21 protein-coding genes and 1 pseudogene are annotated in these 21,069 nt (G+C 74.3%); 9 read left to right on the plus strand and 13 right to left on the minus strand.

What is annotated here, in order from left to right; translation table 11 throughout:
- The first annotated feature begins 123 nt into the window (after positions 1 to 123).
- Complete coding sequence (locus ACF1ED_RS34610; RefSeq protein WP_391767321.1) at positions 124 to 2,364, plus strand: FG-GAP-like repeat-containing protein; 2,241 nt, start codon at positions 124 to 126, stop codon at positions 2,362 to 2,364.
- Positions 2,365 to 2,654: 290 nt separating this feature from the next.
- A pseudogene (locus ACF1ED_RS34615) lies at positions 2,655 to 3,323 on the plus strand (hypothetical protein); the annotation flags it as partial.
- A gap of 121 nt (positions 3,324 to 3,444) precedes the next feature.
- Here ACF1ED_RS34615 and ACF1ED_RS34620 read toward each other — a convergent pair.
- The 7 genes from ACF1ED_RS34620 to sigK form a co-directional block, all read right to left on the minus strand.
- Complete coding sequence (locus ACF1ED_RS34620; protein ID WP_391767322.1) at positions 3,445 to 4,275, minus strand: DUF1295 domain-containing protein; 831 nt, start codon at positions 4,273 to 4,275, stop codon at positions 3,445 to 3,447.
- Positions 4,272 to 5,555: a class I SAM-dependent methyltransferase gene (locus ACF1ED_RS34625; RefSeq protein ID WP_391767323.1), complete on the minus strand. Its 1,284-nt coding sequence runs from the start codon at positions 5,553 to 5,555 to the stop codon at positions 4,272 to 4,274. Before ACF1ED_RS34625 ends, ACF1ED_RS34620 begins: the two co-directional genes overlap by 4 nt.
- On the minus strand, positions 5,552 to 6,889 hold the full coding sequence (locus ACF1ED_RS34630) for a class I SAM-dependent methyltransferase (protein WP_391767324.1): 1,338 nt from the start codon (positions 6,887 to 6,889) through the stop codon (positions 5,552 to 5,554). Before ACF1ED_RS34630 ends, ACF1ED_RS34625 begins: the two co-directional genes overlap by 4 nt.
- Positions 6,886 to 7,653 carry a DUF1365 domain-containing protein gene (locus ACF1ED_RS34635; protein ID WP_391767325.1) on the minus strand — a complete coding sequence of 256 codons (768 nt, stop codon included), beginning with the start codon at positions 7,651 to 7,653 and terminating at the stop codon, positions 6,886 to 6,888. Before ACF1ED_RS34635 ends, ACF1ED_RS34630 begins: the two co-directional genes overlap by 4 nt.
- The gene (locus tag ACF1ED_RS34640) at positions 7,650 to 8,957 is read right to left on the minus strand and encodes an NAD(P)/FAD-dependent oxidoreductase (RefSeq protein WP_391767326.1); all 1,308 of its coding nucleotides are present in this window, start codon (positions 8,955 to 8,957) and stop codon (positions 7,650 to 7,652) included. Before ACF1ED_RS34640 ends, ACF1ED_RS34635 begins: the two co-directional genes overlap by 4 nt.
- A 101-nt stretch (positions 8,958 to 9,058) precedes the next feature.
- Entirely contained in the window at positions 9,059 to 9,808 is a 750-nt protein-coding gene (locus ACF1ED_RS34645) for an anti-sigma factor (RefSeq protein WP_391767327.1), read from the minus strand.
- The gene (gene sigK / locus ACF1ED_RS34650; protein ID WP_391767328.1) at positions 9,805 to 10,398 is read right to left on the minus strand and encodes an ECF RNA polymerase sigma factor SigK; all 594 of its coding nucleotides are present in this window, start codon (positions 10,396 to 10,398) and stop codon (positions 9,805 to 9,807) included. Before sigK ends, ACF1ED_RS34645 begins: the two co-directional genes overlap by 4 nt.
- Positions 10,399 to 10,656: 258 nt before the next feature.
- Between sigK and ACF1ED_RS34655 the strand changes: the two genes are divergently transcribed.
- The 3 genes from ACF1ED_RS34655 to ACF1ED_RS34665 all read left to right on the plus strand — a co-directional run bounded on the left by ACF1ED_RS34655 (position 10,657) and on the right by ACF1ED_RS34665 (position 13,280).
- On the plus strand, positions 10,657 to 10,833 hold the full coding sequence (locus ACF1ED_RS34655) for a chaplin family protein (protein ID WP_391767329.1): 177 nt from the start codon (positions 10,657 to 10,659) through the stop codon (positions 10,831 to 10,833).
- A 53-nt stretch (positions 10,834 to 10,886) separates the two neighbouring features.
- Complete coding sequence (locus ACF1ED_RS34660) at positions 10,887 to 12,479, plus strand: molybdopterin-dependent oxidoreductase (protein ID WP_391767330.1); 1,593 nt, start codon at positions 10,887 to 10,889, stop codon at positions 12,477 to 12,479.
- A 150-nt stretch (positions 12,480 to 12,629) separates the two neighbouring features.
- Positions 12,630 to 13,280, plus strand: coding sequence for a fasciclin domain-containing protein (locus ACF1ED_RS34665; RefSeq protein WP_391767331.1), 651 nt, complete (start codon positions 12,630 to 12,632; stop codon positions 13,278 to 13,280).
- A 251-nt stretch (positions 13,281 to 13,531) separates the two neighbouring features.
- On the opposite strand, the gene ACF1ED_RS34670 is transcribed toward ACF1ED_RS34665, so the two are convergent.
- Genes ACF1ED_RS34670 through ACF1ED_RS34685 form a run of 4 tightly spaced genes read right to left on the minus strand, consistent with a single transcriptional unit; the run spans position 13,532 to position 15,680 of the window.
- Complete coding sequence (locus tag ACF1ED_RS34670; protein ID WP_391767332.1) at positions 13,532 to 14,056, minus strand: hypothetical protein; 525 nt, start codon at positions 14,054 to 14,056, stop codon at positions 13,532 to 13,534.
- Positions 14,049 to 14,963, minus strand: coding sequence for a DUF6286 domain-containing protein (locus ACF1ED_RS34675; RefSeq protein WP_391767333.1), 915 nt, complete (start codon positions 14,961 to 14,963; stop codon positions 14,049 to 14,051). Before ACF1ED_RS34675 ends, ACF1ED_RS34670 begins: the two co-directional genes overlap by 8 nt.
- On the minus strand, positions 14,960 to 15,142 hold the full coding sequence (locus ACF1ED_RS34680) for a hypothetical protein (RefSeq protein ID WP_391767334.1): 183 nt from the start codon (positions 15,140 to 15,142) through the stop codon (positions 14,960 to 14,962). The genes ACF1ED_RS34675 and ACF1ED_RS34680 overlap by 4 nt, the downstream gene beginning before the upstream one ends.
- A gap of 58 nt (positions 15,143 to 15,200) precedes the next feature.
- The gene (locus tag ACF1ED_RS34685; protein WP_391767335.1) at positions 15,201 to 15,680 is read right to left on the minus strand and encodes an Asp23/Gls24 family envelope stress response protein; all 480 of its coding nucleotides are present in this window, start codon (positions 15,678 to 15,680) and stop codon (positions 15,201 to 15,203) included.
- Between the two features lie 169 nt (positions 15,681 to 15,849).
- Here ACF1ED_RS34685 and ACF1ED_RS34690 point away from each other — a divergent pair, with 169 nt between their 5' ends.
- The 3 genes from ACF1ED_RS34690 to ACF1ED_RS34700 all read left to right on the plus strand — a co-directional run bounded on the left by ACF1ED_RS34690 (position 15,850) and on the right by ACF1ED_RS34700 (position 17,533).
- Positions 15,850 to 16,431, plus strand: coding sequence for an RNA polymerase sigma factor (locus ACF1ED_RS34690; protein WP_391767336.1), 582 nt, complete (start codon positions 15,850 to 15,852; stop codon positions 16,429 to 16,431).
- A gap of 242 nt (positions 16,432 to 16,673) precedes the next feature.
- Positions 16,674 to 17,207, plus strand: a complete 534-nt coding sequence (locus ACF1ED_RS34695; RefSeq protein WP_391767337.1) for an Asp23/Gls24 family envelope stress response protein — start codon at positions 16,674 to 16,676, stop codon at positions 17,205 to 17,207.
- Positions 17,204 to 17,533 (plus strand): hypothetical protein, encoded by a 330-nt coding sequence (locus ACF1ED_RS34700; protein ID WP_391767338.1) that lies wholly within the window; start codon positions 17,204 to 17,206, stop codon positions 17,531 to 17,533. Before ACF1ED_RS34695 ends, ACF1ED_RS34700 begins: the two co-directional genes overlap by 4 nt.
- Before the next feature lie 28 nt (positions 17,534 to 17,561).
- Here ACF1ED_RS34700 and ACF1ED_RS34705 read toward each other — a convergent pair whose 3' ends face one another.
- Together ACF1ED_RS34705 and ACF1ED_RS34710 are read right to left on the minus strand one after the other, a co-directional pair.
- Complete coding sequence (locus ACF1ED_RS34705) at positions 17,562 to 18,161, minus strand: helix-turn-helix domain-containing protein (protein ID WP_391767339.1); 600 nt, start codon at positions 18,159 to 18,161, stop codon at positions 17,562 to 17,564.
- A 377-nt stretch (positions 18,162 to 18,538) separates the two neighbouring features.
- A complete protein-coding gene (locus ACF1ED_RS34710) occupies positions 18,539 to 18,925 on the minus strand; it encodes an STAS domain-containing protein (RefSeq protein ID WP_391767340.1) in 387 nt (128 codons plus the stop codon).
- A 407-nt stretch (positions 18,926 to 19,332) separates the two neighbouring features.
- On the opposite strand from ACF1ED_RS34710, the gene ACF1ED_RS34715 reads away from it, so the two are divergent.
- Positions 19,333 to 19,686 (plus strand): hypothetical protein, encoded by a 354-nt coding sequence (locus tag ACF1ED_RS34715; RefSeq protein ID WP_391767341.1) that lies wholly within the window; start codon positions 19,333 to 19,335, stop codon positions 19,684 to 19,686.
- The last annotated feature ends 1,383 nt before the right edge of the window (positions 19,687 to 21,069 follow it).

A 21,069-nucleotide genomic window follows, 5' to 3' on the forward strand; every position in this document is an offset into this window, starting at 1 on the left:
TCCTGGACCTCGGATCCTGGATCCCGCAGTGCCTCCAGGCTGATCCCGCACAACCATTCGGCCCGGCCACGAGTCAGATCGGGCGCGGCACTTCCGTGCCCGCTGTCCTCGTGGGAGTTCACCTTGCGATTCCGCACCACCCCTGCCCGTCTCGCCTCGGCGGTGACGGCCGTCCTCGCCGTCACCGCCCTCGGCGCCGGCACCCTGGCGACGGCACCGGCGGCCTTCGCGGCGCCCGTCCGGGCGGCCGCCGGGACCGATGCCCTGCCCGTCTTCCCGACGGGCGCCCAGGTCCTGGCCACAGGGCCCTCGGGCTTCCTCACCCACGACCGGTTCGTGTCCGGTGCCGGCGCCCCGGCACTGCTCTGGACCCCGTACGACGGCGGGGCGCCCACCCCGGTCGCGGTGCCGGACGGCGGCGGGTGGGCCTCGGCCGGCGGCGACGTGCTCGTCCTCGGCGACGCGCCGTCCGCCCGCGACATGCGGACGGTCACCCTGCGGCACATGGCCGACCCGGCAGCACCGGGCGTGACCATCGACCTTTCGTCCCTGAACGCCTCCTACGTGACCGTCCTCGGCCCCACGAGCGTCCTCGCGCAGGTGCAGAAGGGCGACGGCGAGGCGGAGCTGCTCGTGGTGACGAGGAACGGCGCCGCGCTCGACACCGAGCCGGTGACCGGTCTGCCCGCCCACGCCCAGCACTTCTGGAGCGACGCGCCGATCGTGAACGGGCAGGTCGTCGTCGGCCACATGGCCAGCAAGAGCGACCCGACGGCGGGCGGCCGGTCCGTCATCGACATCGCCTCCGGCACCGTCCTCCTCACCTACCGTGCCGACGAGGGCGGCATCGACTTCAGCCGCCTGCTGTTCTCCGAGTCGTACGTGGGCTGGTACGAGCGCGCGGGCACCGCGATCACCCTCACGACGGTCTCGCGCGGCCAGGACCCGACGCGGACCACGAAGACCCTCAGCGCCGCGGAGACCGACCTCATCGCGCTCGCGGGCGACTGGCTGGTCCTCGGGAACCCGACGGCGGGCGTCAGGGCCTACTCCCTGTCCTCCGGCGACAGCCGCCCGGTCACCGACGCGGCCGGCACGACCGGCCTGGCGGCCGCGGGCGACGGCACCTCAGTGGTCAGCGGCGAGCGGCCCGACGGCACGCGCGGCCTGTTCCGGCTGGGGAACGCGGAGAACGGCGACCTGGCCGTCACCAAGATCGCGGACATGGAGCTCGGCACCCCGCTGGCCGTCGTGGCGTCCCACGTCCCCGCGACGGTCGACCTCGACAGGAGCGGCGGCAAGGTGGCGCTGGGGTGGACCCTGTCGCGCCCCGACGCCACCGTGGACGTGACGCTCACCCACCTCGCGACGGGCAGGGCCTTCCGCCAGCACCTCGGACCCGTCACGGACGGCACCTCCCGCTTCTCCCTCGACTGGGCCGGGGAGGTCTTCGGACCCGACACGCCCCGCACCGACGACGCGCCGAACGGCGCGTACACGGTCGCGATGGAAGCCACGCAGGTCGACGCCATCGGAGAGACCGTCCGGGACACCCGGCGCATGGAACTCAGCAGGACGTTCAACCCGCACGACTACACGAACAACGGCTCCACCGACCTCCTCGCCCGGGACGCCGCCGGTGTCCTGTGGCGCGACGACCTGCGGGACCGGCCGGTGAACGGGCAGGTCAAGGCGGCCCAGCGGAGCCGGATCGGCTCCGGGTGGAACACGTACAAGCAGATCGAGGCAGTCGGGAACATCGGCGGCACCGCCCACGGCGACCTGGTCGGCCTCGACGGCTCCGGCGTCCTCTGGTCCTACGCCGGCAAGGGCGACGGCACCTTCGCCACCCGCACCAGGGTCGGCGGCGGCTGGGGCGTCTACGACAAGATCACCGGTGGCGGCGATCTGAACGGCGACGGCCGGTCCGACCTCATCGCCACCGACACCGCCGGCGCCCTCTGGCTCTACAAGGGCACCGGCACCTGGTCCGCGCCCTACGCGTCCCGCGTCAGGATCGGCACCGGCTGGGGGATCTACAACCACCTCACGGCCACGGGCAACATCGCGGGGGCGTCCGCCGGAGACCTCGTGGCCCGCGACAAGGACGGCGTCCTCTGGCTCTACCTGGGCAAGGGCGACGGCACCTTCGCCACCCGCACCCGCATCGGCGGCGGCTGGAACGCCTTCTCCCAGCTCGTCGGCGCGGGCGATCTCGACAACGACGGCCGCCCCGACCTGGTCGCGTACGGAGCGGCCGGCACGTACGTCTACCGCTCGACGGGCTCGTGGCGCTCGGTCTTCACCCGTCAGACGACGTCCCTGTACGCCGGCGAGGGCACCAAGTTCACCGGCGTCGCCTGACCCGCTCGCCCACCGAGGCCGGACGCGTGGCACCGCGGGAGCCGACGGCTCGTCACTCCCGCGGCGCCACCGGCACACGCGGTGTCCACGGGGCGGCCGGCCGCCGGCGCCGTGGGGGAGGGGGACCGGCGGGGGTCCGGCCCCTGCGGTGCGCCCACCCGTGGAGAGTGGTGCGACCGGCCTCCCATCCTCCTTCGCGTCCGCGCCGAATAGAGGATGAAAGGGACTGAACGTCCGCACGCGATCCGGACTCGTGCCGGTGAAACCTCCCCGGAAGGGGATGCATCGCGATGACTGTCAAGCGCTCAACCCGTCTGACCGCCCTCATGGCCCTGCCCGCCGCCCTCGCGCTCACCGTGGCGGCCCCGGCACTGGCCCATGACACCGACGACGCGGGTCAGCAGAGGCAGCACGGCCGGAGCTACCAGGCCGACCTGCGGCAGCTGAACGACTCGGGGGCCCGCGGCACCGCCCAGCTCAGCCTGCAGGGCCGCCAGCTGACGGTGAAGATCGAAGCCCAGGGCCTGGTCCCCGGCCAGCCGCACGCCCAGCACATCCACGGCTCCACCACCGGGCACGAGTTCACCTGCCCCGACGCGAGCGCGGACAAGAACGGCGACGGGATCGTCTCGACCGCCGAGGGACTGCCGGCCTACGGCGACATCAACATCTCCCTGACCACCAAGGGCGACACGACCAAGGCAAGCGGTCTGGCCGTCGACCGGATGCCCGTCGCGGACGGGAACGGCAACCTGTCCTACTCGCGGACGATCACCGTCTCCCAGGCCGTCGCCGACAACATCACCCACCTGCACGTCGTCCAGCACGGCATCGACCCCAACGGCAACGGCACGTACGACTTCGGCAAGGGCAAGAGCGAGCTCGACCCCAAGCTGCCCCAGGAAGCCACCGCCCCCGCCGACTGCGGCACCATCGAAGGCCACTCCGGCGCCTCCATGGGCACGGACCACTAGCTCCCGGCGAGGGCGGAACGCCCACGGCCACAGCGGTGAGGGCAGTGGCCGTTCGCCCGCGGTGACGGCCTCGGCGACCACTCGGCGCCGGGGCCGTCACCCGCGCTCATTTCGTGCCGTCCGGCGTGCCGCGAGCGGTTCGGCGGGGTGGCAGGGGGAGGAAGCCGCTGGTGCGCGCCCTGTAGGCGGCGTAGCCGGGGCGGTGGGCCATGTGCTTCTCCAGGAGGCGTTTGCCGCTGCCGACGGTGAGGAGCAGGGTCATCAGGACCGGGGAGACGAGGACGGCGAGGGCCGGCTGCCAGGCGGTGCAGGCGAGCAGGTACAGGCCCCACCAGACGAGGCTGTCCCCGAAGTAGTTGGGGTGCCGGGTCCAGGCCCACAGGCCCTGGTCCATGATCCGTCCCCGGTTGGCGGGATCCGCTTTGAAGCGGGCCAACTGGTGGTCGCCGACGGCCTCGAAGACCAGCCCGGCCGCCCACGTCGCGAGCCCGCAGTACGCGAGGGCGTCCAGGGGCGCGGAGCTGTAGGAGGCGGCCTGGACGGGGAGGGAGACCAGCCAGACGAGGGCGGCCTGGCCGAGGTAGACGGTGCGGAGCGCGTAGAGGGTCCGGTTCCCGGGCGCCTTGTCGAGGAGGTCGGTGTAGCGGGGGTCCTCGCCGTGTCCGCGCGAGCGCCGTGCGATGTGCACCGAGAGCCGCAGCCCCCACAGGACGGTCGCCGTGGCGACGAGCAGGCGCCGGCCGCCGTCGCCGTGTCCGGCGGACAGCAGCCAGGTGACGGCGGCGACGGCGCTGAAGGCGATCCCCCAGGCGATGTCGACGACGCGGTGCAGTCCGCGGCGCACGGCCACGGCGAAGGTGGCGAGGAGCACCGCCCCCGCCGTGGCCGCGCAGACGGCGAGGTTGACGGCGAGGGCGCCCCAGTCGGTGCCGTTCACGACGCGGTCACCGGGGCGTACCAGCCGGTGGGGGTGAGGGGCATGGCCGACGTCCCTTCCCGGGTGGGGCGCACGGCGAGGACCTGGTCGACGCCCATGCGGCGTTCGGCGAAGGCGAGCGAGGCTCCGGCCAGGTACAGGCGCCAGACCCGGGCGGTGGTCGTTCCGACGAGCGCCTCGACGTCGCTCCAGCGCTGTTCGAGGGTGGCGCGCCAGGCGTCGATGGTGGTCGTGTAGTGCTCGCGGAGCGATTCGACGGAGCGGGCCTCCAGACCGGCGGTCTCCAGTACGTCCACGGTCCGGCCCACGGGGCGCATGTGCATGTCGGGGGCGATGTACGTCTCGATGAAGGCGCCTCCGCCGGGCGCGTGGGAGCCCCGGGACATCTGCTGGACCAGGAGCCGGCCCTCGGGGCGCAGCGCGTCGTGGAGCTTGGCGGCGAAGGCGGGGTACTCGGCGTCGCCGACGTGTTCGCCCATCTCGACGGCCGCGGCCGCGTCGTAGCCGCCGCCGTCGATGTCGCGCCAGTGCCGCAGCTGGACGTCCACGAGGTCGGCGACCCCCTCGCGGGCGGCGCGTTCGGTGACGTGCCGGTACTGGGCGCGGGAGAGGGTGACGGCGGTGACACGGGCCTTGTGTTCGCGAGCGGCGTGGAGGGCGAGGGAGCCCCAGCCGCAGCCGACGTCCAGCAGGCGGCTGTCGGGGCCGAGGGCGAGTTTGCGGCAGATGAGGTCGAGTTTGTCGCGCTGGGCGTCGGCCAGGGTGTAGGTCGGGTCGTCCGGCCGGGTCCAGTAGGCGCAGGAGTACGCCATGGTCTCGTCGAGGAGGAGGGCGTAGAAGTCGTTGGAGAGGTCGTAGTGGTGGCTGATGCCCGCGCGGTCGCGCGAGACGCTGTGCAGGCCGCCGGTCGGGCGGGCCCGTCCGTCGGGGCGCCTGGGGGGCGGACCGACGGCGCCCAGGCGTACCGCGAGGGCGGTGGCCGCGGCCACGTCCGCCGGTCCGGGGCGGGTGCCGGGCCGGCCGCGGACGCTCCGGCCGGCCCGGGAGAGGGCGTCGGCCAGGTCGCCCTCGACGTCGAGGTCCCCGGTGACGTACGCCTCGGCGAGCCCGAGCTCGCCCGGCTGCCACAGCAGGCGCCGCAGGGCGCGGGGCGAGCGGAGGACGACCAGGGGCGCGTCGGCGGGGCCCGCCTGGCTGCCGTCCCAGGCCCGGACGCGCACCGGGAGGGGGCCGGGCAGGAAGTGGCCGAGGAGTTGTGCGAGGCGGTCGGCGGCGCTCATCGGTGGGTTCCTTCGGTGAGGAGGAGCTGGCGGACGTCGAGGTAGCGGGAGCGGAATCCGGCTTCCGAGTAGGCGAGGTAGAACTCCCACATGCGCTGGAAGACCGGGTCGAAGCCGAGGCCGGCGACGGCGGGGCGGTGGGCGGCGAACCGTTCCCGCCACAGGCGCAGCGTCTCGGCGTAGTGGTCGCCGAAGCCGTCGTCGGCGGCGGTGGTCAGCCCGGCGGCGGCGGAGTGCCCGGCGATGGCCTCCCGGGAGGGGATCAGCCCGCCGGGGAAGACGTACTTGCTGATGAAGGTGTGGGTGGCGGCGGTGTGCAGCATCCGCTGGTGGCCCATGGTGATGGCCTGGAGGGCGATCCTGCCGCCGGGGGCGAGCGCGCGGCGCAGGGCCGTGAAGTAGGCGGGCCAGTAGTCGGCGCCGACCGCTTCGATCATCTCGACGCTGACGACCGCGTCGTAACGGCCCTCGACGTCGCGGTAGTCGCGCAGTCGGACGTCCACCCGGTCGGCGAGCCCGGCCGCCGCGACGCGCTCGCGGGCCAGGGCGGCCTGTTCGGCGGAGAGGGTCAGGGTGGTGACCCGGGCGCCGCGGGCGGCGGCCCGCAGGGCGAGCTCGCCCCAGCCGGTGCCGATCTCCAGCAGCCGGGTGCCCTCGCCGACGGCGGCGAGGTCCAGGAGCCGGTCGATCTTGCGGTGCTGGGCGGCGGCGAGGGACTCGAAACGGGCGGGGAAGGCGGTGAAGACGGCGGAGGAGTAGGTGAGGGTGGGGTCGAGGAAGGTGGCGAACAGCTCGTTGGACAGGTCGTAGTGGCGCTGGACGTTGTCGCGGGCCCCGGTGCGGGTGTTGCGGTCGGAGGCGGGGCGTGCGGGCACCCACAGGCCGCGGAGCCGGCGCAGCGGAGCGGGGACCAGCTCGTCGGCGTGGGCGGCGAGGACGGTCAGGACGCCCGCCAGGTCGTCGCTGTCCCACTCGCCGGCCAGGTAGGACTCGCCGAAGCCGATCAGCCCGTCCCGGCCGATGCGCCGGTGGAACGCGTCGGGGTCGTGGAGCGTCAACCGCGGAGCCGGGGCCGGCGCGCCGTCCCGGGCGGAGGGCCCGGTCAGCCCCAGCCTGTCCAATGCCCGGCCCACCAGCTGCCGGGCGACGGCCGTGCGGACCGGGCCGGCCGACGGCAGCCGGGCCACGTCGGGCCACCGGCCGGCGTCGACGTCCGCGCGGCGGACGGTCGGGGCGGCCGCGGGCCCGCCGCTCGGGACCGGCTGGGAAGGGATCCCGGCGGTGCGGCCCGCGGGCTGGGGGAGGGCCTGCGAGGTGAGGGCGGAGCGGGTCACGGCAGCATGCCTTTCTGCGGGGTGGAAGGGAGACGGGGGTGCACGGGCAGGCCGCGCAGCAGCAGGTGGATGCCGTGGCGGCGGATCCCGGCCCAGACCGCGGCGGTGGACCAGGGCCGGCGCACGGACGCGGACAGCAGGGCGGGCACGGTGGCGGGGCGACGGGTGCCCCGGACCACCGCGGTGAACGCCCGCTCGCCGTCGTGCTCCAACTGGACGGTCAGACCGAGCCGTTCGCCGGGAAGCGGCAGCCGCATCCGGTAGCGGCCCTCGACCGCGAAGAACGGCGAGACGTAGAACTCTTTGTCCGCCTCCGCCGCACCGGCCGCGTCCGTGCGCAGCAGGTAGCAGTGGCGCTGCCCGTAGGTGTTGTGGACCTCCGCGACCACGCACACCAGGGCGCCGGAGGGGTCGTGGCACCAGTACACGCTGAGCGGGTTGAAGACGAATCCGAGAACGCGGGCGTGCGCGAGCATCACCACCCGCCCGCCTTCCAGGTCGACGCCGTGGGCGGCGAGGAAGGCGTCGAGTCCGGCGCGCAGGGTCCCGGCGGTGCCCGCGAAGTGGTCGCGGGCGTCGAAGCGGGCCAGCGGACGCAGCGGCCGGGGCAGCACCGGCAGCCGGTCCAGATCCACGCACCACAGGTGGGTGCGGTGCCGCAGGGCGTGGCGCAGGGGCGTGCGGCGCACGTGTGTGATCACGCACTCGTACAGCGCCGGCGTCCCGGCCGCCGCGAGCGCGGCGGCGGCGTCGGTACGGTTCACCAGCCCACGCCCAGGGAGCGGGCGGCCTCCACGCCGGACCGGCAGCCGTCCTCGTGGAAGCCCCAGCCGTGCCAGGCCCCGGCGTACGCGGTCGTGCCCGTGTTGAGCCGGGGCAGCTCCCGCTGCGCGGCGACCGAGGTGGGGGTGTACACCGGGTGCTCGTACACCATCCGCTCCACCACCCGGTCCGCGGCGATGCCGTCCTCGCCGCCGAGGGTGACGACGTAGTCGGCGCCGGCGGGCAGCCGCTGGAGCCGCCGCATGTCGTAGCTGACGCGGACGGGATCGGCCGCGGGGTCGCAGCTGGTCATGCGGTAGTTCCAGCAGGCGCGGGCGCGCGGCGACCGGGGCAGGACGCTGGTGTCGGTGTGCAGGACGGTGGGGTTGCGGGAGTAGGTGAAGGCACCCAGGAGCCGTTTCTCGTCCGTGGTGGGGTCGGCGAGCAGGCGCAGCGCCTGGTCGGGGTGGGTGGCGATCACGACGGCGTCGTAGGCGTCGGTGGTGCCGTCGCCGGTGGTGACCAGCACCCCCCGGGTGGTGCGCCTGACGGCGTCGACGGGGCTGGAGGTCCGGACGCGCTGGATGTGTTTGGCGGCGGCGTCGACGTAGGCGGCGGAGCCGCCGGTGACGGTCTTCCACCGCGGGGAGCCGGTGACGGAGAGCAGGCCGTGGTGGTCGAGGAAGGCGAAGAGGTAGGCGGCGGGGTAGGACAGGGCGGTGCGCGCCGGGCAGGACCAGACCGCGGAGACCAGGGGGAGGGCGAAGTGGCTGACGAAGTAGGCGGAGAACCCGCCCTCGCGCAGGAAGTCCCCGAAGGTGATGCCCGTGTGCGGGGCGCGGGCCAGCAGGCGGCGGGCGCCGCGGTGGAAGACCGGGACCTCGGCCAGCAGGCGCAGGTAGCGGCCCCGCGCCGCGGGGCGGGAGGCGAACAGCCCCGCCGGGCCGCGGGCGCCCGCGTACTCCAGGCCGCAGCCGTCGCACCGCACCGACATGCTCATCTCGGCGTCCTGCGTGGCGATCCCCAGCTCGCCGAAGAGCCGCAGCAGGGTCGGATAGGTGCGTTCGTTGTGGACGATGAAGCCGGAGTCGACGGGCACCGACCGGCCACCGGCCGCGTCCAGTTCGCGGGTGTGGGCGTGGCCCCCGAGCCGCCCGTCCGCCTCGTACAGGGTGACCTGACGGGCGGTCGCGAGGACGTAGGCGGCGGTCAGTCCGGCCACCCCGGCACCGACCACGGCCACTTTCCGGTCTTCCACCACAAGCGCTCCCGCCACTCGACACGCCGCTCGGCTGCTGCGTTTCACCCGTACTTCGCAGCAGCCGGGCCATCGGATTGGGCGTGATGTGCGGGCGCGGGGTGGAAGGTCCGGCCGAAGAGGCGTTCCGGTTCAGGCGGACAGGGCCATCAGGCGGGCAGGGCCATCAGGAGCAGGGGGTCGGTGGTGGGCTGGGGGGAGCCTCCGGCGGGTTCGAGGGTGAGGCCGACGGCACCCGCGTCGGCGGGGTCGCCGGTGAGGAAGACGGTGCCGTCGTGGTCGATCAGTCCGGCCGGGCTCATGGTGCCGTCGTGGTCGAGCCACAGCTGGTAGGTCCTGCCCGTGCCGGGGTCGGGCAGGTTGGCGGCGGTGAAGACGGCCTTGTTCTGCCGGTCGGAGGCGACGACGGTGGTCAGGGCCCCGTTGGCGGCCTTGCCGTGGACGGTGCGCGCGTCCGGGGCGGCCAGTACGGCGCTGACCGCGTCGAGCTGCTGCTGGGCCTGGCGGGCCTGCTGTTCGAGTTCCTGCGCGTTCCGCGTCTGCCACGCCGCGACTCCGCCGAGTGCGGCCGCCGCCACGCTGGCGGCCAGCGCCAAGGGCACGGCACGGCGGCGCAGGATGCCGCCGAGGACGGGGGCCGGACTGGGGGCGGGGACGCGCGGGGGCAGCTGGCGCACGCCGTCGACGGCGGCCATGACCTGGGCCTTTGCCGCCGGAGGCGGTGGCTGGGCGACCGCTGCCGCCAGGCGCGCCGTGGTCGCCTGGAACCCGGCGGTCTCCTGCCGGCATGCCTCGCACGTCCGGAGGTGGGCGTCGAAGTCCTTGCGTTCGGTGTCGTCGAGGGCGCCGAGGGCGTAGGCGGCGGCGAGGGTGTGGGCGTCGGTGGCGTGGTGTTTCATGTGGTCACCCCCATGCAGTCGCGGAGCCGGATGAGCCCGTCGCGCATGCGTGTCTTGATGGTGGGAAGAGGCGTGCGCAGGGTTTCGGCGACTTCACGGTAGGTCAGGCCCTGGTAGTAGGCCAGGGCCACGGCCTGGCGTTGCAGTTCGGTCAGGCCGCGCAGGCAGCGGCGCACCTGCTCGGACTCCAGGCGGGTCTCGACCTGCTCGGCGACCTCGTCGAAGGCGGTGGTGTGCTCGCGGGCGGCCTGCGCCTGCTCGCGGTCGGCCGCCGCCTGGGCGGAGCGCACCCGGTCCACGGCCCTGCGGTGGGCGATGGTCGCCGCCCAGGTCCTGACGGAACCGGCTTCGGGCCGGTAGCGGGCGGCCTGGCGCCACAGGTCGATCATGACCTCCTGGGTGACCTCCTCCGACTGCGCCCGGTCGCGCACCACTTTGAGCACGATGCCGAAGACCAGGGGGGCGAGGGCGTCGTAGAGGGCGGAGAAGGCCTGCTTGTCGCCGCGCGCCACTTTGCCCATGATCTCGGTGAGGTCGCTGGGGGCCGAGCGGCCGTCGCGGCCGGCGGCGAAGGGAAGCGGCTGGTTCACCTGCGCCGCTCCGGTCGTGGGGAGAAGGCTGAGGGGCGGCCTGGGCCGGCCGTCGGGGGGCGGGGTGTCCATCTCATGCCGGTCCTTCGTCGTCGCTCGATCGGGCCGGACCGCCCGGGGCGGTCGGGTCACCGAAAGCTGGAGGTGGGTCGTCCGTTCTTCGTAGCGGACGGGCATGTGGATGGGTGGCGCTTAGTCAACCGCACCATCCCCAGGTAACCCGTTCGAGGGAACCGGGGGTGGTGGTCAAGCCCGAGGGTGTACGGGGGCGGTGCCGGCGCCCGGGGAATGGCCGCCCACGCGCCGGGAGCCGGGAGCGGTCTCGGCAACTCCGTTCGGGTTCCCGTCCGCGTCCCGGTCGACGCGTGCGGTGACGCCGTCGGTGTGATCGGGCCGCCGAACCCGTCCTTCGGCGACACCTCCGTCAACTTCTGAAGGAGTTTCACTCTTCTGGGTGTTGGGCCAATCCGCCGGGCGGCGGCCGCCGAATGCCGGGTGTGAGCAGCTTCCGCAGCAAACTCGTCCGCGCCGCACTCGGCGCGCTGGCCGGACTCACGGCCGCGTTCACGGCTCTGGCCGTGGCCGAGCTGGTGGCCGGACTGGTGCGGCCGGAGGCCGGGCCGGTGACGGTGGTGGGCGGGGCGGTGATCGACCGGACGCCCGCCGCGGTGAAGGACTTCGCGATCCGCACGTTCGGAGAGAACGACAAGATCGTTCTCCAGCTGGGGATCCTGGCGGTTCTCGCCCTCATCGCCGTCGTCCTCGGCGTCCTCGCCCTGTCCTCTCGGCGCGCGGGTTCCGCGGGGGTGCTGCTGTTCGGGATCGTCGGCGCCGCCGCGGCCCTCAGCCGTCCCGACTCCACCGGCCCTGTCGACGCCCTGCCCTCGATCGCCGGGGCGGTCGCGGGAGCCCTCGCCCTGTACGCGCTGGCTTCCAGAGCCGCCCCCGCTCCGGCCCCGGCCGGCGCGGACGGTCAGGCGGGCCCCGGGGCGCGGAGCAGGCGCGGGTTCCTCGTCGCGGCCGGCGCGACCGCCGTCGCCGCGGCCTCGGCCGGTGCGCTGGGCCGGTACTTCACCGGCCGGCAGGGCCAGGGCGCCGTCGCCTCCCGGGAAGGCCTGGTGCTTCCCGACCCCGCGTCCCCGGCCCCCGCCGCCCCGGCCGGTGTCCAGCTCAAGGTTCCCGGCATCACGGCCTTCACCACCCCCAACTCCGACTTCTACCGCGTGGACACCGCGCTGACCGTCCCCAAGGTCGACGCGGGCACCTGGCGGCTGCGCCTCCACGGCAAGGGGGTCACCCGCCCCCGCACCTACACCCTCGACCAGCTCCTCGCCCGCCCCCTCATCGAACGCGACATCACGCTGACCTGCGTCTCCAACGAGGTCGGCGGCCCCTACATCGGCAACGCCCGCTGGCTCGGCGTACCCCTCGCCGACCTCCTGGAGGAAGCCGGCGTCAGGCCGCCGTCGAAGGGCGGACGGGCCGATCAGCTGGTGGCCCGGTCCGTGGACGGCATGACGCTCGGCTCGCCCGTCGAGGACCTGATGGACGGCCGCGACGCCCTCCTGGCGGTCGGCATGAACGGCGAACCGCTCCCCTTCGACCACGGCTTCCCCGTCCGCATGCTCGTCCCCGGCCTCTACGGCTACGTGTCGGCCTGCAAGTGGATCGAGGACATCGAACTCACCACCTTCGACGCGTACGACCCCTACTGGGTCAAGCGCAAGTGGGCCCGCCGCGCGCCCGTCAAGACCCAGGCCCGCATCGACACCCCCAAGCCCTTCGCCCGCCCCGACGCCGGCACCGTCACCGTCGCCGGCGTCGCCTGGGCCCAGCGCCGCGGCATCACCCGCGTGGAGATCCGCGTCGACGACGGGCCCTGGCAGGACGCCGACCTCGCCGCCCAGGCGGGCGTCGACACCTGGCGCCAGTGGTCCTACCGCTGGAAAGCCACCCCCGGCGGACACGACATCACCGTCCGCGCCACCGACGGCACCGGCCAGGTGCAGACCGAGCAGCGCACCCGCACCATCCCCGACGGGGCGAGCGGCCGGCACAGCGTGTTCGTCACCGTCTCCTAGACCACCGTCCCCCCGGACCGCCGTCCCCTGAACCCCCGTTCCCCGGACCACCGTCCCCCAGACCACCGGAACCGGCCTCGCGGCCGGCCCCGGCAGCACCACCCAACCCTGACAACCCATACCCACAGCCCCGCTGAGGAGCGCAACACCATGAACAGCATGAAGATCCGCCGCACCGCGATCGCCGTCGCCGCAGCCGCTCTGCTGCCCTTCTCCCTGGCCGCGTGTTCCGACTCCGGCGGCGACACCAAGGCCGCACCCTCCGCGGGCCCGGAGGAGGCCGCGAAGACCAGCGAGAGCACCCCGTCGGACGCCGCGATGACCGACGACCAGCCCTTCGGCCCCGCCTGCGCCGGGGTGCCGAAGGAGGGCGCCGGCTCCTTCGACGGCATGGCCAAGGACCCGGTCGCCACCGCCGCGTCCAACAACCCGGCCCTGTCCACCCTGGTCACCGCGGTCAAGCAGGCCGGTCTCGTCGACACCCTCAACAACGCGGAGAACATCACGGTCTTCGCCCCGACGAACGACGCCTTCGCCAAGATCCCGAAGGCCGACCTCGACAAGGTCCTCGCCGACAAGGACATGCTCACCAAGATCCTCACCTACCACGTCGTCGGCGAGAAGCTCACCCCGCAGCAGCTGGAGAACGGCTCCTTCGAGACCCTCCAGAAGGGCATGATCACCATGAAGGGCTCCGGCGAGAACTACACCGTCAACGACACCTCCAAGGTCGTCTGCGGCAACGTCAAGACCTCCAACGCCAACGTCTACATCGTCGACACCGTCCTCATGCCGAAGTAAGGCTTCGCGCGAGGTCCGCACACACGGTGGCCCCGCACCCCTCCGAGGAGGAGGGGTGCGGGGCCACCGGCATGACCACGGCCCGGCAGCGGACCCGTCCCCCCCGGCCCGGCCGCCCCTGCCCGTACTGCGCGCCGCCCGGCCCGTCTCACCGGGCTCGGTACGGCCCGGCCCGTCTCACCGGGCTCGGTGCCGCCGGACTCGTCTCACCTCACCGGGCTGGTCTCACCTCTCACCTCTCACCTCTCCCCTCACCGGGCTCGGTACGGCCGGGAGCGTCGGACCCGCAGACGGATGCGGGTGTGGAGTCGACGAGGTGCGAGCAGGGGGGCGATCTGCGTCAGGACACCGTCGGCCACCGCGGCCAAGACCTCGCCGGGGTGCGCTGTGCCGTTCACCGTCAGGGTGATGGCCAGGCGCACCGTGCCCCGGCGGCCGGTGAGGCGGCAGCGGGCCCGTACGACTCCCGGCACGGCGGCGCAGCCGGTCCCGACGGCGTGGCGGACCGCGCGGCTGTCGAGTCGGCAGCCAGGGGCGGGAAGGCTCAGGCGGCGCCGGCCCGGGCGCGGGATCTGCGCCGTGAGCAGGACCAGCGAGGCGGCGAGGGCGGCACCGCTCGCGGCGAGGAGCAGGCGGTGATCCGCGGGCTCCAGGTGTCGCAGGGCAGCCGTGAGGATCCTCTCCTCGCCCCACCGGGCGGCGGCGGCTCCCGAGGCCAGGAGGGCGAGTCCGGCCAGGGCGAGCGCCGTCCGGTTGGCCACGGTGCGGCTACGCATCCCCGTCCTCCCGTGCCGGCCGCCGGGCGGAGGCGGTGTGCGGGTCCTGGACGGGGCGGAGGAAGAGCCGTACTTCCGGAGGGCGTCGCAGGACCATGCTCCGCAGGGTGCGCTCGATGGTCGCGGTGGCCGTCCCGCGGAGCTCTTGCGGCGCGCCGTGGGCCGCTTCGGCGCGGACGGTGACCTCGCGCGCGGTGAAGCGGACGGAGCGGACCCGCAGCCCGGGCACCTCGGCGAGGGCCGCCCGGACCAGGCGCGCGGCGTGCGCGCGGCTGATGACCGCCCGGGCCGACCGGGGGCAGCCCAGGGGCAGCAGGCGTCTGTGGCCGGGAGTGACGGCCAGGAGAACCAGCCATGCCCCGGCAGCGGCGGCCACCAGGGCTGCCGGCCGCACGAGGGACCGGCCGCCGGACAGCGCCGTCCACTGCCGCGCCTGCCCCCACGGCGGCGCGGCGGTGCCGGGCAGGTGCTGGTGCAGGAGGGACCACAGCGTCAGCGCGGACAGGACGCCCACGGCCAAGGCCGCGCCCGTGGCGGCGGCACGACGCGGGGACCACGGCCTGACGGCCGTGGCCGGCCGCTGCTCCCCGGCCTCCGGCAGGGGGCGGAGGGGGAGCGGTTGAAGCCCGCGGACCCGCAGACGTGCGGGCGTGACGGCCAGCCCGGTCAGGTGCCGGGTGCGCCCCGTCAGGTGATCGCGGAGGTGGACCATCCGGTCCGTGTCGGCCGGTGCCGACAGGGGAAGGTCCACCTCCACGGTCACCTCGACGCGGCGCCCGCGGGTGGTGGCCACCGACCTGAGGACGTGCCCGCCGACCGGGGCGGTGGCTTCGGCGGCCGCCTGCCGGGCGATCTTGGCCGTCACCCGGTCGGCGACGGTGGTGACGCCCCGCTCGGCGGCGTTCACCGGTGCCTGCGCTCGGCGATCAGGAGGCCGCGCAGGTCACCGCCCCGCTCGGCGTGGCGGCCGGCCGCGTAGCCGAGCCCGCCGAGGGCGCCGACCAGGAGGAAGGCCCCGAAGCCCCCGAACCAGCCGGCGAATCCCAGTGCCATCCCGACCATCAGCCCGAGGACGTCCCTGCTCATGGCTGCTGCCTTCCTTCCCTCGTCGACGGTGTCCGTGCGGTGACGCGGTCCGAGCCGCTCACGCCACCCGCGTCTCGGTGGTGTCGTCCTCGTCGTCGCCGGGCAGGTGGACGTCGGTGACGGCGATGTTCACCTCCACGACCTCCAGGCCGGTGATCCGCTCCACCGCGGCGATCACGTTCTCCCTGACGTCGCGGGCCACGTCCGGGACCGGGACGCCGTACTCCACGACCAGTTCCACGTCGATGGCGGCCTGGCGCTCGCCCACCTCGACCTTCACGCCGCGGCCCACGTTCGGGCGCCCGCCGGGCACCCGGTCGCGGACCGCGCCCAGCGTCCGGGACAGGCCGCCGCCCATGTCGTGGACACCGGGGACCTCCCGTGTCGCCCGCCCGGCGATCTTGACGACGACGGTGTCCGCGATCGACGTCCTGCCGCGCGTGCCGCCGGGCTCGTCGACCTGCGTGCGGCCGGCGCCGGGCACCGGACCGGTCGCGTGATCCCTGCGGACCGGGGTCTTCTCCTGCGTTGCCGTCATGACTGCTCCCTCAACGGGTCGGTGTGTGCTGGCACTGCTTTGACACCGCGAGGGCGCCCTGCGTTACGGACCTCCAGTCGTGAACGGGTGAACGAAGGTTCGGATCCAGCGGGCGTAACGAAAGCCGGGCAGGCGGTGTCAAAGCGGTGGAGGCTGGAAGGAGCCCGCGTTGAACGCTCGGTGGGGCCCGGACGACGATGAGGAGACGGCCGAGGCCGGCGACCGGCTCTTGGCGGTACGGGCCGCGGAAGGGGACGAGGAGGCGTTCGAGATGCTGGTCCACTGCCACTCGCCGGCCATGTTGCAGCTCGCCGAACGCCTGATGGGCAGCCGGGCCGAAGCCGAGGACGCCGTCCAGGACGCCTTCCTCAGCGCGTGGCGGAGCCTTCCCGAGTACCGGGGCGAGGCGGGGTTCCGCACGTGGCTGTACCGCATTGTCACCAACCGGTGCCTGAACCTGCTGCGGGCCCGCAGACCCGCGGCCGACCTCGACGCGGTCGCCGAACCGGCCGCACCGGAACACCAGTCCTCACCCGCCCGCGCCGCCGAGTCGCACGCCGCCGTACGCGACCTCGCCCAGGCCATGGGCGGCCTGTCCGCCGAGCAGAAGGTCTGCTGGGTCCTGCGAGAGATCGAAGGACAGCCGTACGAGACGATCGCCCAGGCGGTGGGCATCCGGCCCGAAGCGGTCCGCGCACGCGTCTTCCGGGCCCGGCGCATGCTGACGGAGGCGATGGTCGCATGGCGATGAACCCCCCCCACTCCCACGGGAACCCCGACGAGAACTCCGACGGGAACTCTCACGGAAACCCCGGCGGGAACCCTCAGGGAAACCCCGGCGAGAACCCTCACGGGAACCCCGGCGAGAACCCTCAGGGAAACTCCGACGGGAACCCTCACGGGAACCCCGGCGGGAACCCTCAGGGAAACCCCGACGACAACCCCCACCACGAGGACCTCGAACTCCTCGCCTGCGGCAGGGACCTGGCCACCGTGTGGGAGCACGCCGGCCGGCCGGACGCCGACCCGCACACCGCCACCTGCCCCTCCTGCAGACAGGCCGTCGCCGACCTGGAACACCTGCGGGCCGCCGTACTCCCCCCGGCCGCGCCACCCGCCGACATCGACACCACCGCCGTGGTGCGACGCGTCATGGACGCGGTCCGCCTGGAGTTGCGCCCGGGCCGCACCCTGCCCCTCGGCGAGGCCGAAGAGGACAGCTGGATCTACGAGTCCGTCGCCGCCCGTACCCTGCGCACCGCCGCCGAGCGGGTGCCCGGCGTGCTGGCCGGAAGCTGCCGCATCACCCCGCCCGGCAGCCGCACCCACCCCGCCCGCGGCCCCTCCGCCGTCCACCTCGGCATCACCGTCGCCTACGGACAAGACCTCCAGGACACCGTCCGCGCGGTGCGCGAAAGCCTGGTCCGTGCCGCCCGGCATCACCTCGGCCTCGCCCTCGGCGGCCTGGACGTCACCGTCACCGACCTCCACGACCCTCCCAGTCAGCCGCGAGAGGCCAGGCCGTGAACAGCGACCGTTCCGAGGCACTCACCCAGCAGGTCACCGACGCCGTCCTGGCCGTCCCCGGCGTCGCGTGCCTGCGTCCCGGCCTGCGCTCCCTGCTGCGGGCGGCCGGCTCACGACAGCCGGCTGCCGACGACCGGCCCGATCCGGGCACCGCGGTGCGCATCGCCTACGACTCCCGGGGCCGGACCACCGCCCTGCGGATCGACATCGTCGTCCGCTCGCAGCACCAGGCCGCCCGCACCGCAAGCGCCGTGCGGACGGCGGCCGCCGAGGCGGCAGCCACGACACCGGGCGCCGTACGGGTGACCGTCACCGGCATCGTGTGACCGGCCGGCGCCCATCCGGCCGGTGCCGTCAGAAGGGTGGGGGACAGGTGAGGAGCACCCACAGGGCGAGCGACCACACGCAGGCCGCGGCGCTGAGCAGCCGATGGCGCCGGACGCGCTCCGGCGCCACGGGATCCGCCCCCGCCCCGCCCGGGCCGACGCGCACCACCCAGCCCGCCGCGGCCGGGAACGCGGGCCCGGGCGTGCCGCCTTGTCGCGGGGCGGGCGCCACGGCGGCGGGTGTCACGGTGGCGGGTGTCACGGTGGCGGGTGTCACGGGGGCGGCCGGGCGGTGTGCCGGACGCCGGACGTCCGCCGCCGGACACCGATCGCCGGCCGCGGCGCGGGAGCGGGCCACCTCGCCGTGCTGGGCCAGACCGGCAAGGAACCGCCGGTAGGCCTCCTTGCGGCCGCCCCGGGGTGCCGTACGGCCCTGCTCCCACGACCGTACGGTCGCCGGTGTCACCCCGAACGCCGTCGCCACCTGCCGGGTCGACAGGCCCCACCGCTCCCGCAGCCGGCGCCGCTCGTCCGGCTCGGGCAGATCACCGGGCCGGCGCCGCAGCGCCCGTGCCGCAGGGAAGGCGGAGGTCTGGCGGGGGATCGTCTGCTGATGCGCTGTTGTCATACCTGTGTGACAATCCGTGCGCGCCGGCCGTGATGCGAGGTTACGGATGATCACCCGGACGTAGCAGCGGCACACGCCCACGCATGAGGAGCCGCCGCCCGACCGGGCCCGTCACGCACGGGGAGCGGCAGAAGGCCGCCACGGCGAGGAACGACCGCCGGGCGGCCCGTGCCCGCGCGACGCGAACACGGGCCACCGGGCTGATACGGGTCAGCGTGCTCCGCCGCACGCGCGATGGCGGCGTCCCGGCCGCCCGACCGGGCCCGACGCCAGGAGCGGTACCGGGAGGAGCGGTGCGAGGAGCAGCGGTACCGGGAGCAGCGGTGCCAGGAGGAGCGGTACCGCAAGGAGCGGTACGACCGTCATCGCGCGGAAGATCACCGGCCGGTCACCTTCCACGCGCCCGGCGCCGAGGGGCGGCCCAGGTCGCGCTCCATCGCCAGGAGCCGGCCCATCGGCCCGGACGTGCCGGTATGGGACACGGTGCGGCCGCCGCGGCACCAGTCGGCGAGCGCGCCGAGCAGCGCGGAGTCGCAGAAAGTGACGGCTCGGGTGTCGAGATCGAGATGCCGGTATCCGTAGGCCGCGGCCGTGGCCAGTACGACCCTCAGGGGTGTCGCGGTGAAGTGGTCGACTTCACCGGCGAGCCGCATCCGCAGGGCGTCACCGCACGAGACGCAGCTGAGGTCCAGTGCGGGGGCGTCCGCTGCGGGGGCGTCCGCCTCGTCCGTGTCCGGCAGGGCGACTATCGGGGAACTGATCATGATGCTCACACCCTCACAACACCCCCGGGCCGGGCCGGGGAAACGGTGGTGCCAGCCGCTTCACCCGCGCGGTGACGGAGAGGGGCCGCCAAGGGTGAACCGCTTCCGAGGAGCGTCACAGACCGCGGGCCGAGGTGTCCCACCGGTCAGACTGGTGCGTGAAGCCGCTTCGCGGGTGGACGGCGACCACCGCGAAGCGGTGCGCCCGAGGGGACGGACGCCGTGGAACCGACCGGAGCCGCCACGGACGGGGAACGTCCTGGTGCAGGGTTCGCCGCTCGGCTCCCGGCCGGGCCGGGAGCTGAATCCTTTCGCTCACGGACGGTGAAGTCGGGCGTAGTTTTAGGCCCGTTCGGGGGCGGCAGAGTGGGGCAAGGAAGTCATCCGACCTCACGGAGAGAAACACTTTGAAGAGCAACAGGAAGGCGGGCGTCGCCGTGCGCGCCGCCCTCGCCGCGTCCGCGGCCTTCGCCCTCGCCCTGTCCGTCGCGGCGCCCGCCGCGGTGGCCGCCCCCGCCGCGGACCCGCACGGGCTCTCGTGCGAGAAGGGCAAGCACAACATCGACGACTACACCGGCTGGGCGCTGTGCACCAATGTCGGGAGCGAGCCCATCACCTTCTGGGTCCACCTGGTCTGCGGCTGGTCGCCCGACGCGGACGGCGAACACATCCGCCTCGAACCGGGCGACTCCGGCCAGTCGACCGCGCACTGCTCAAGCCTCGGGTCGGGAATCGGTGAGATCCAGGTCCGCTCCTCCTGACGGCGGACGCCACAGAAAGGCGTGCCCTCCGGCCAACAGCCCGGAGGGCACGCCTTTTCCGCCTTGCCGACCCGCCGCGGCCAGGACCACGGGCCGTCACAGGCACGGACGATGGCCTCCCGAGGTTCCTCTCGCTCGGTCACGGGGAGGAGACGGATGGTCTGGCCGGGGGCCGGGGGCCGGGGGCCGGGGGGCCGACGGTCGATGGCCGACGCGAACCGCGCGGGGATCGCGGCCACGAACCGAAGACCTCCACGATGGACATCGCGCCGCCCCCGGCCCGACCACCGCTGTCCCCGTACCGCTCGTAGCCTCCGCGCCCCAGCTCCAGCGCGCGCTCCTCACGGTCAGGTGCTCTCCCGGCGCCCCGGCCGCGCGAAGCACCCGCTCCACGTACTCCTGCTCCTGTACGGGCAGCCCGTACCGACGAGGGAACTCGGCCAACCGGCCAACCGGCCCGCCGGACGGCCCCCGACGGACAACGCCAACCCAGCCACGCGCCGAGGGCATCGGCCCGGCCGGGCGAACTGCACTGGTCCGGCGGCGTCTCGCGCGGCGAGATCGAAGGCCGTACGGTGCCGGTGCGCCATGGACGGGAGCGACGTCTTCGTACGAGCGCACATGCCCCGCACCCGATCCCGAGGCCGGAGACCGAGCCGAGGCGCCCCGCCCGGAGGGCCATTGTCCGGCGGCCCGGCAGGTGTTCGAGACCATCTGCGACAACCACGCCGACGGCCAGGGCCCCTGCCCGCCGACCGCGCGGCCGAGCGCGGCCTCCGCCTGGCACACGTCTCCGGTGACGCGCTCTTCTCCGGCACGGGCTGCCATCGGTACGACCCCGACCCCGACCCCGACCCCGGCTCCCACTGCGGCGAGCACCACGCGGCCGGACACACCGGTCCTCCTGGCGGCCGGCGCGGCCGCCGCCCTGGTCCTCACGGGCGCGGCCGTGTGGGGAGTGCGACGTAGCCGCCGCTCCGGCTGACACGGTCCGCCACGGAACGGACTTCGGCACGGCAACCGGAGTCAGCGGCACCACCGGCCCCAAGGCCCGGCGCTCTCTGCGCAATACGCCAGACCCGCCCCGGAGGACTCCCTCGGGCGGGCCTGTCGGCATGTACGGAGACGGCCGGCAAGCGGACGCTGTTGCACGCGGCGGCAGGACGTCGTCGGCGATCGGGGTGACGGTGCCGGCGGTCCGCCCGCTCGGACACGGGACCGCGCTTCTCCGCGGGGGCTCGCGCAGGAGGCGGGGAGCGCGTAGGAGAGGGAGCGCGTAGGAGAGGGGGCGCGCAGGAGACGGGGGGCGCGTCAGGGCGATGAACCGTCTCCCCGAACCGTCCGTGAGATCGTCATGCTCGTGGCGCGCGGGCCGCAGCCGAC

Source organism: Streptomyces sp. NPDC014656 (genome assembly GCF_043084305.1).
Classification (GTDB): domain Bacteria; phylum Actinomycetota; class Actinomycetes; order Streptomycetales; family Streptomycetaceae; genus Streptomyces.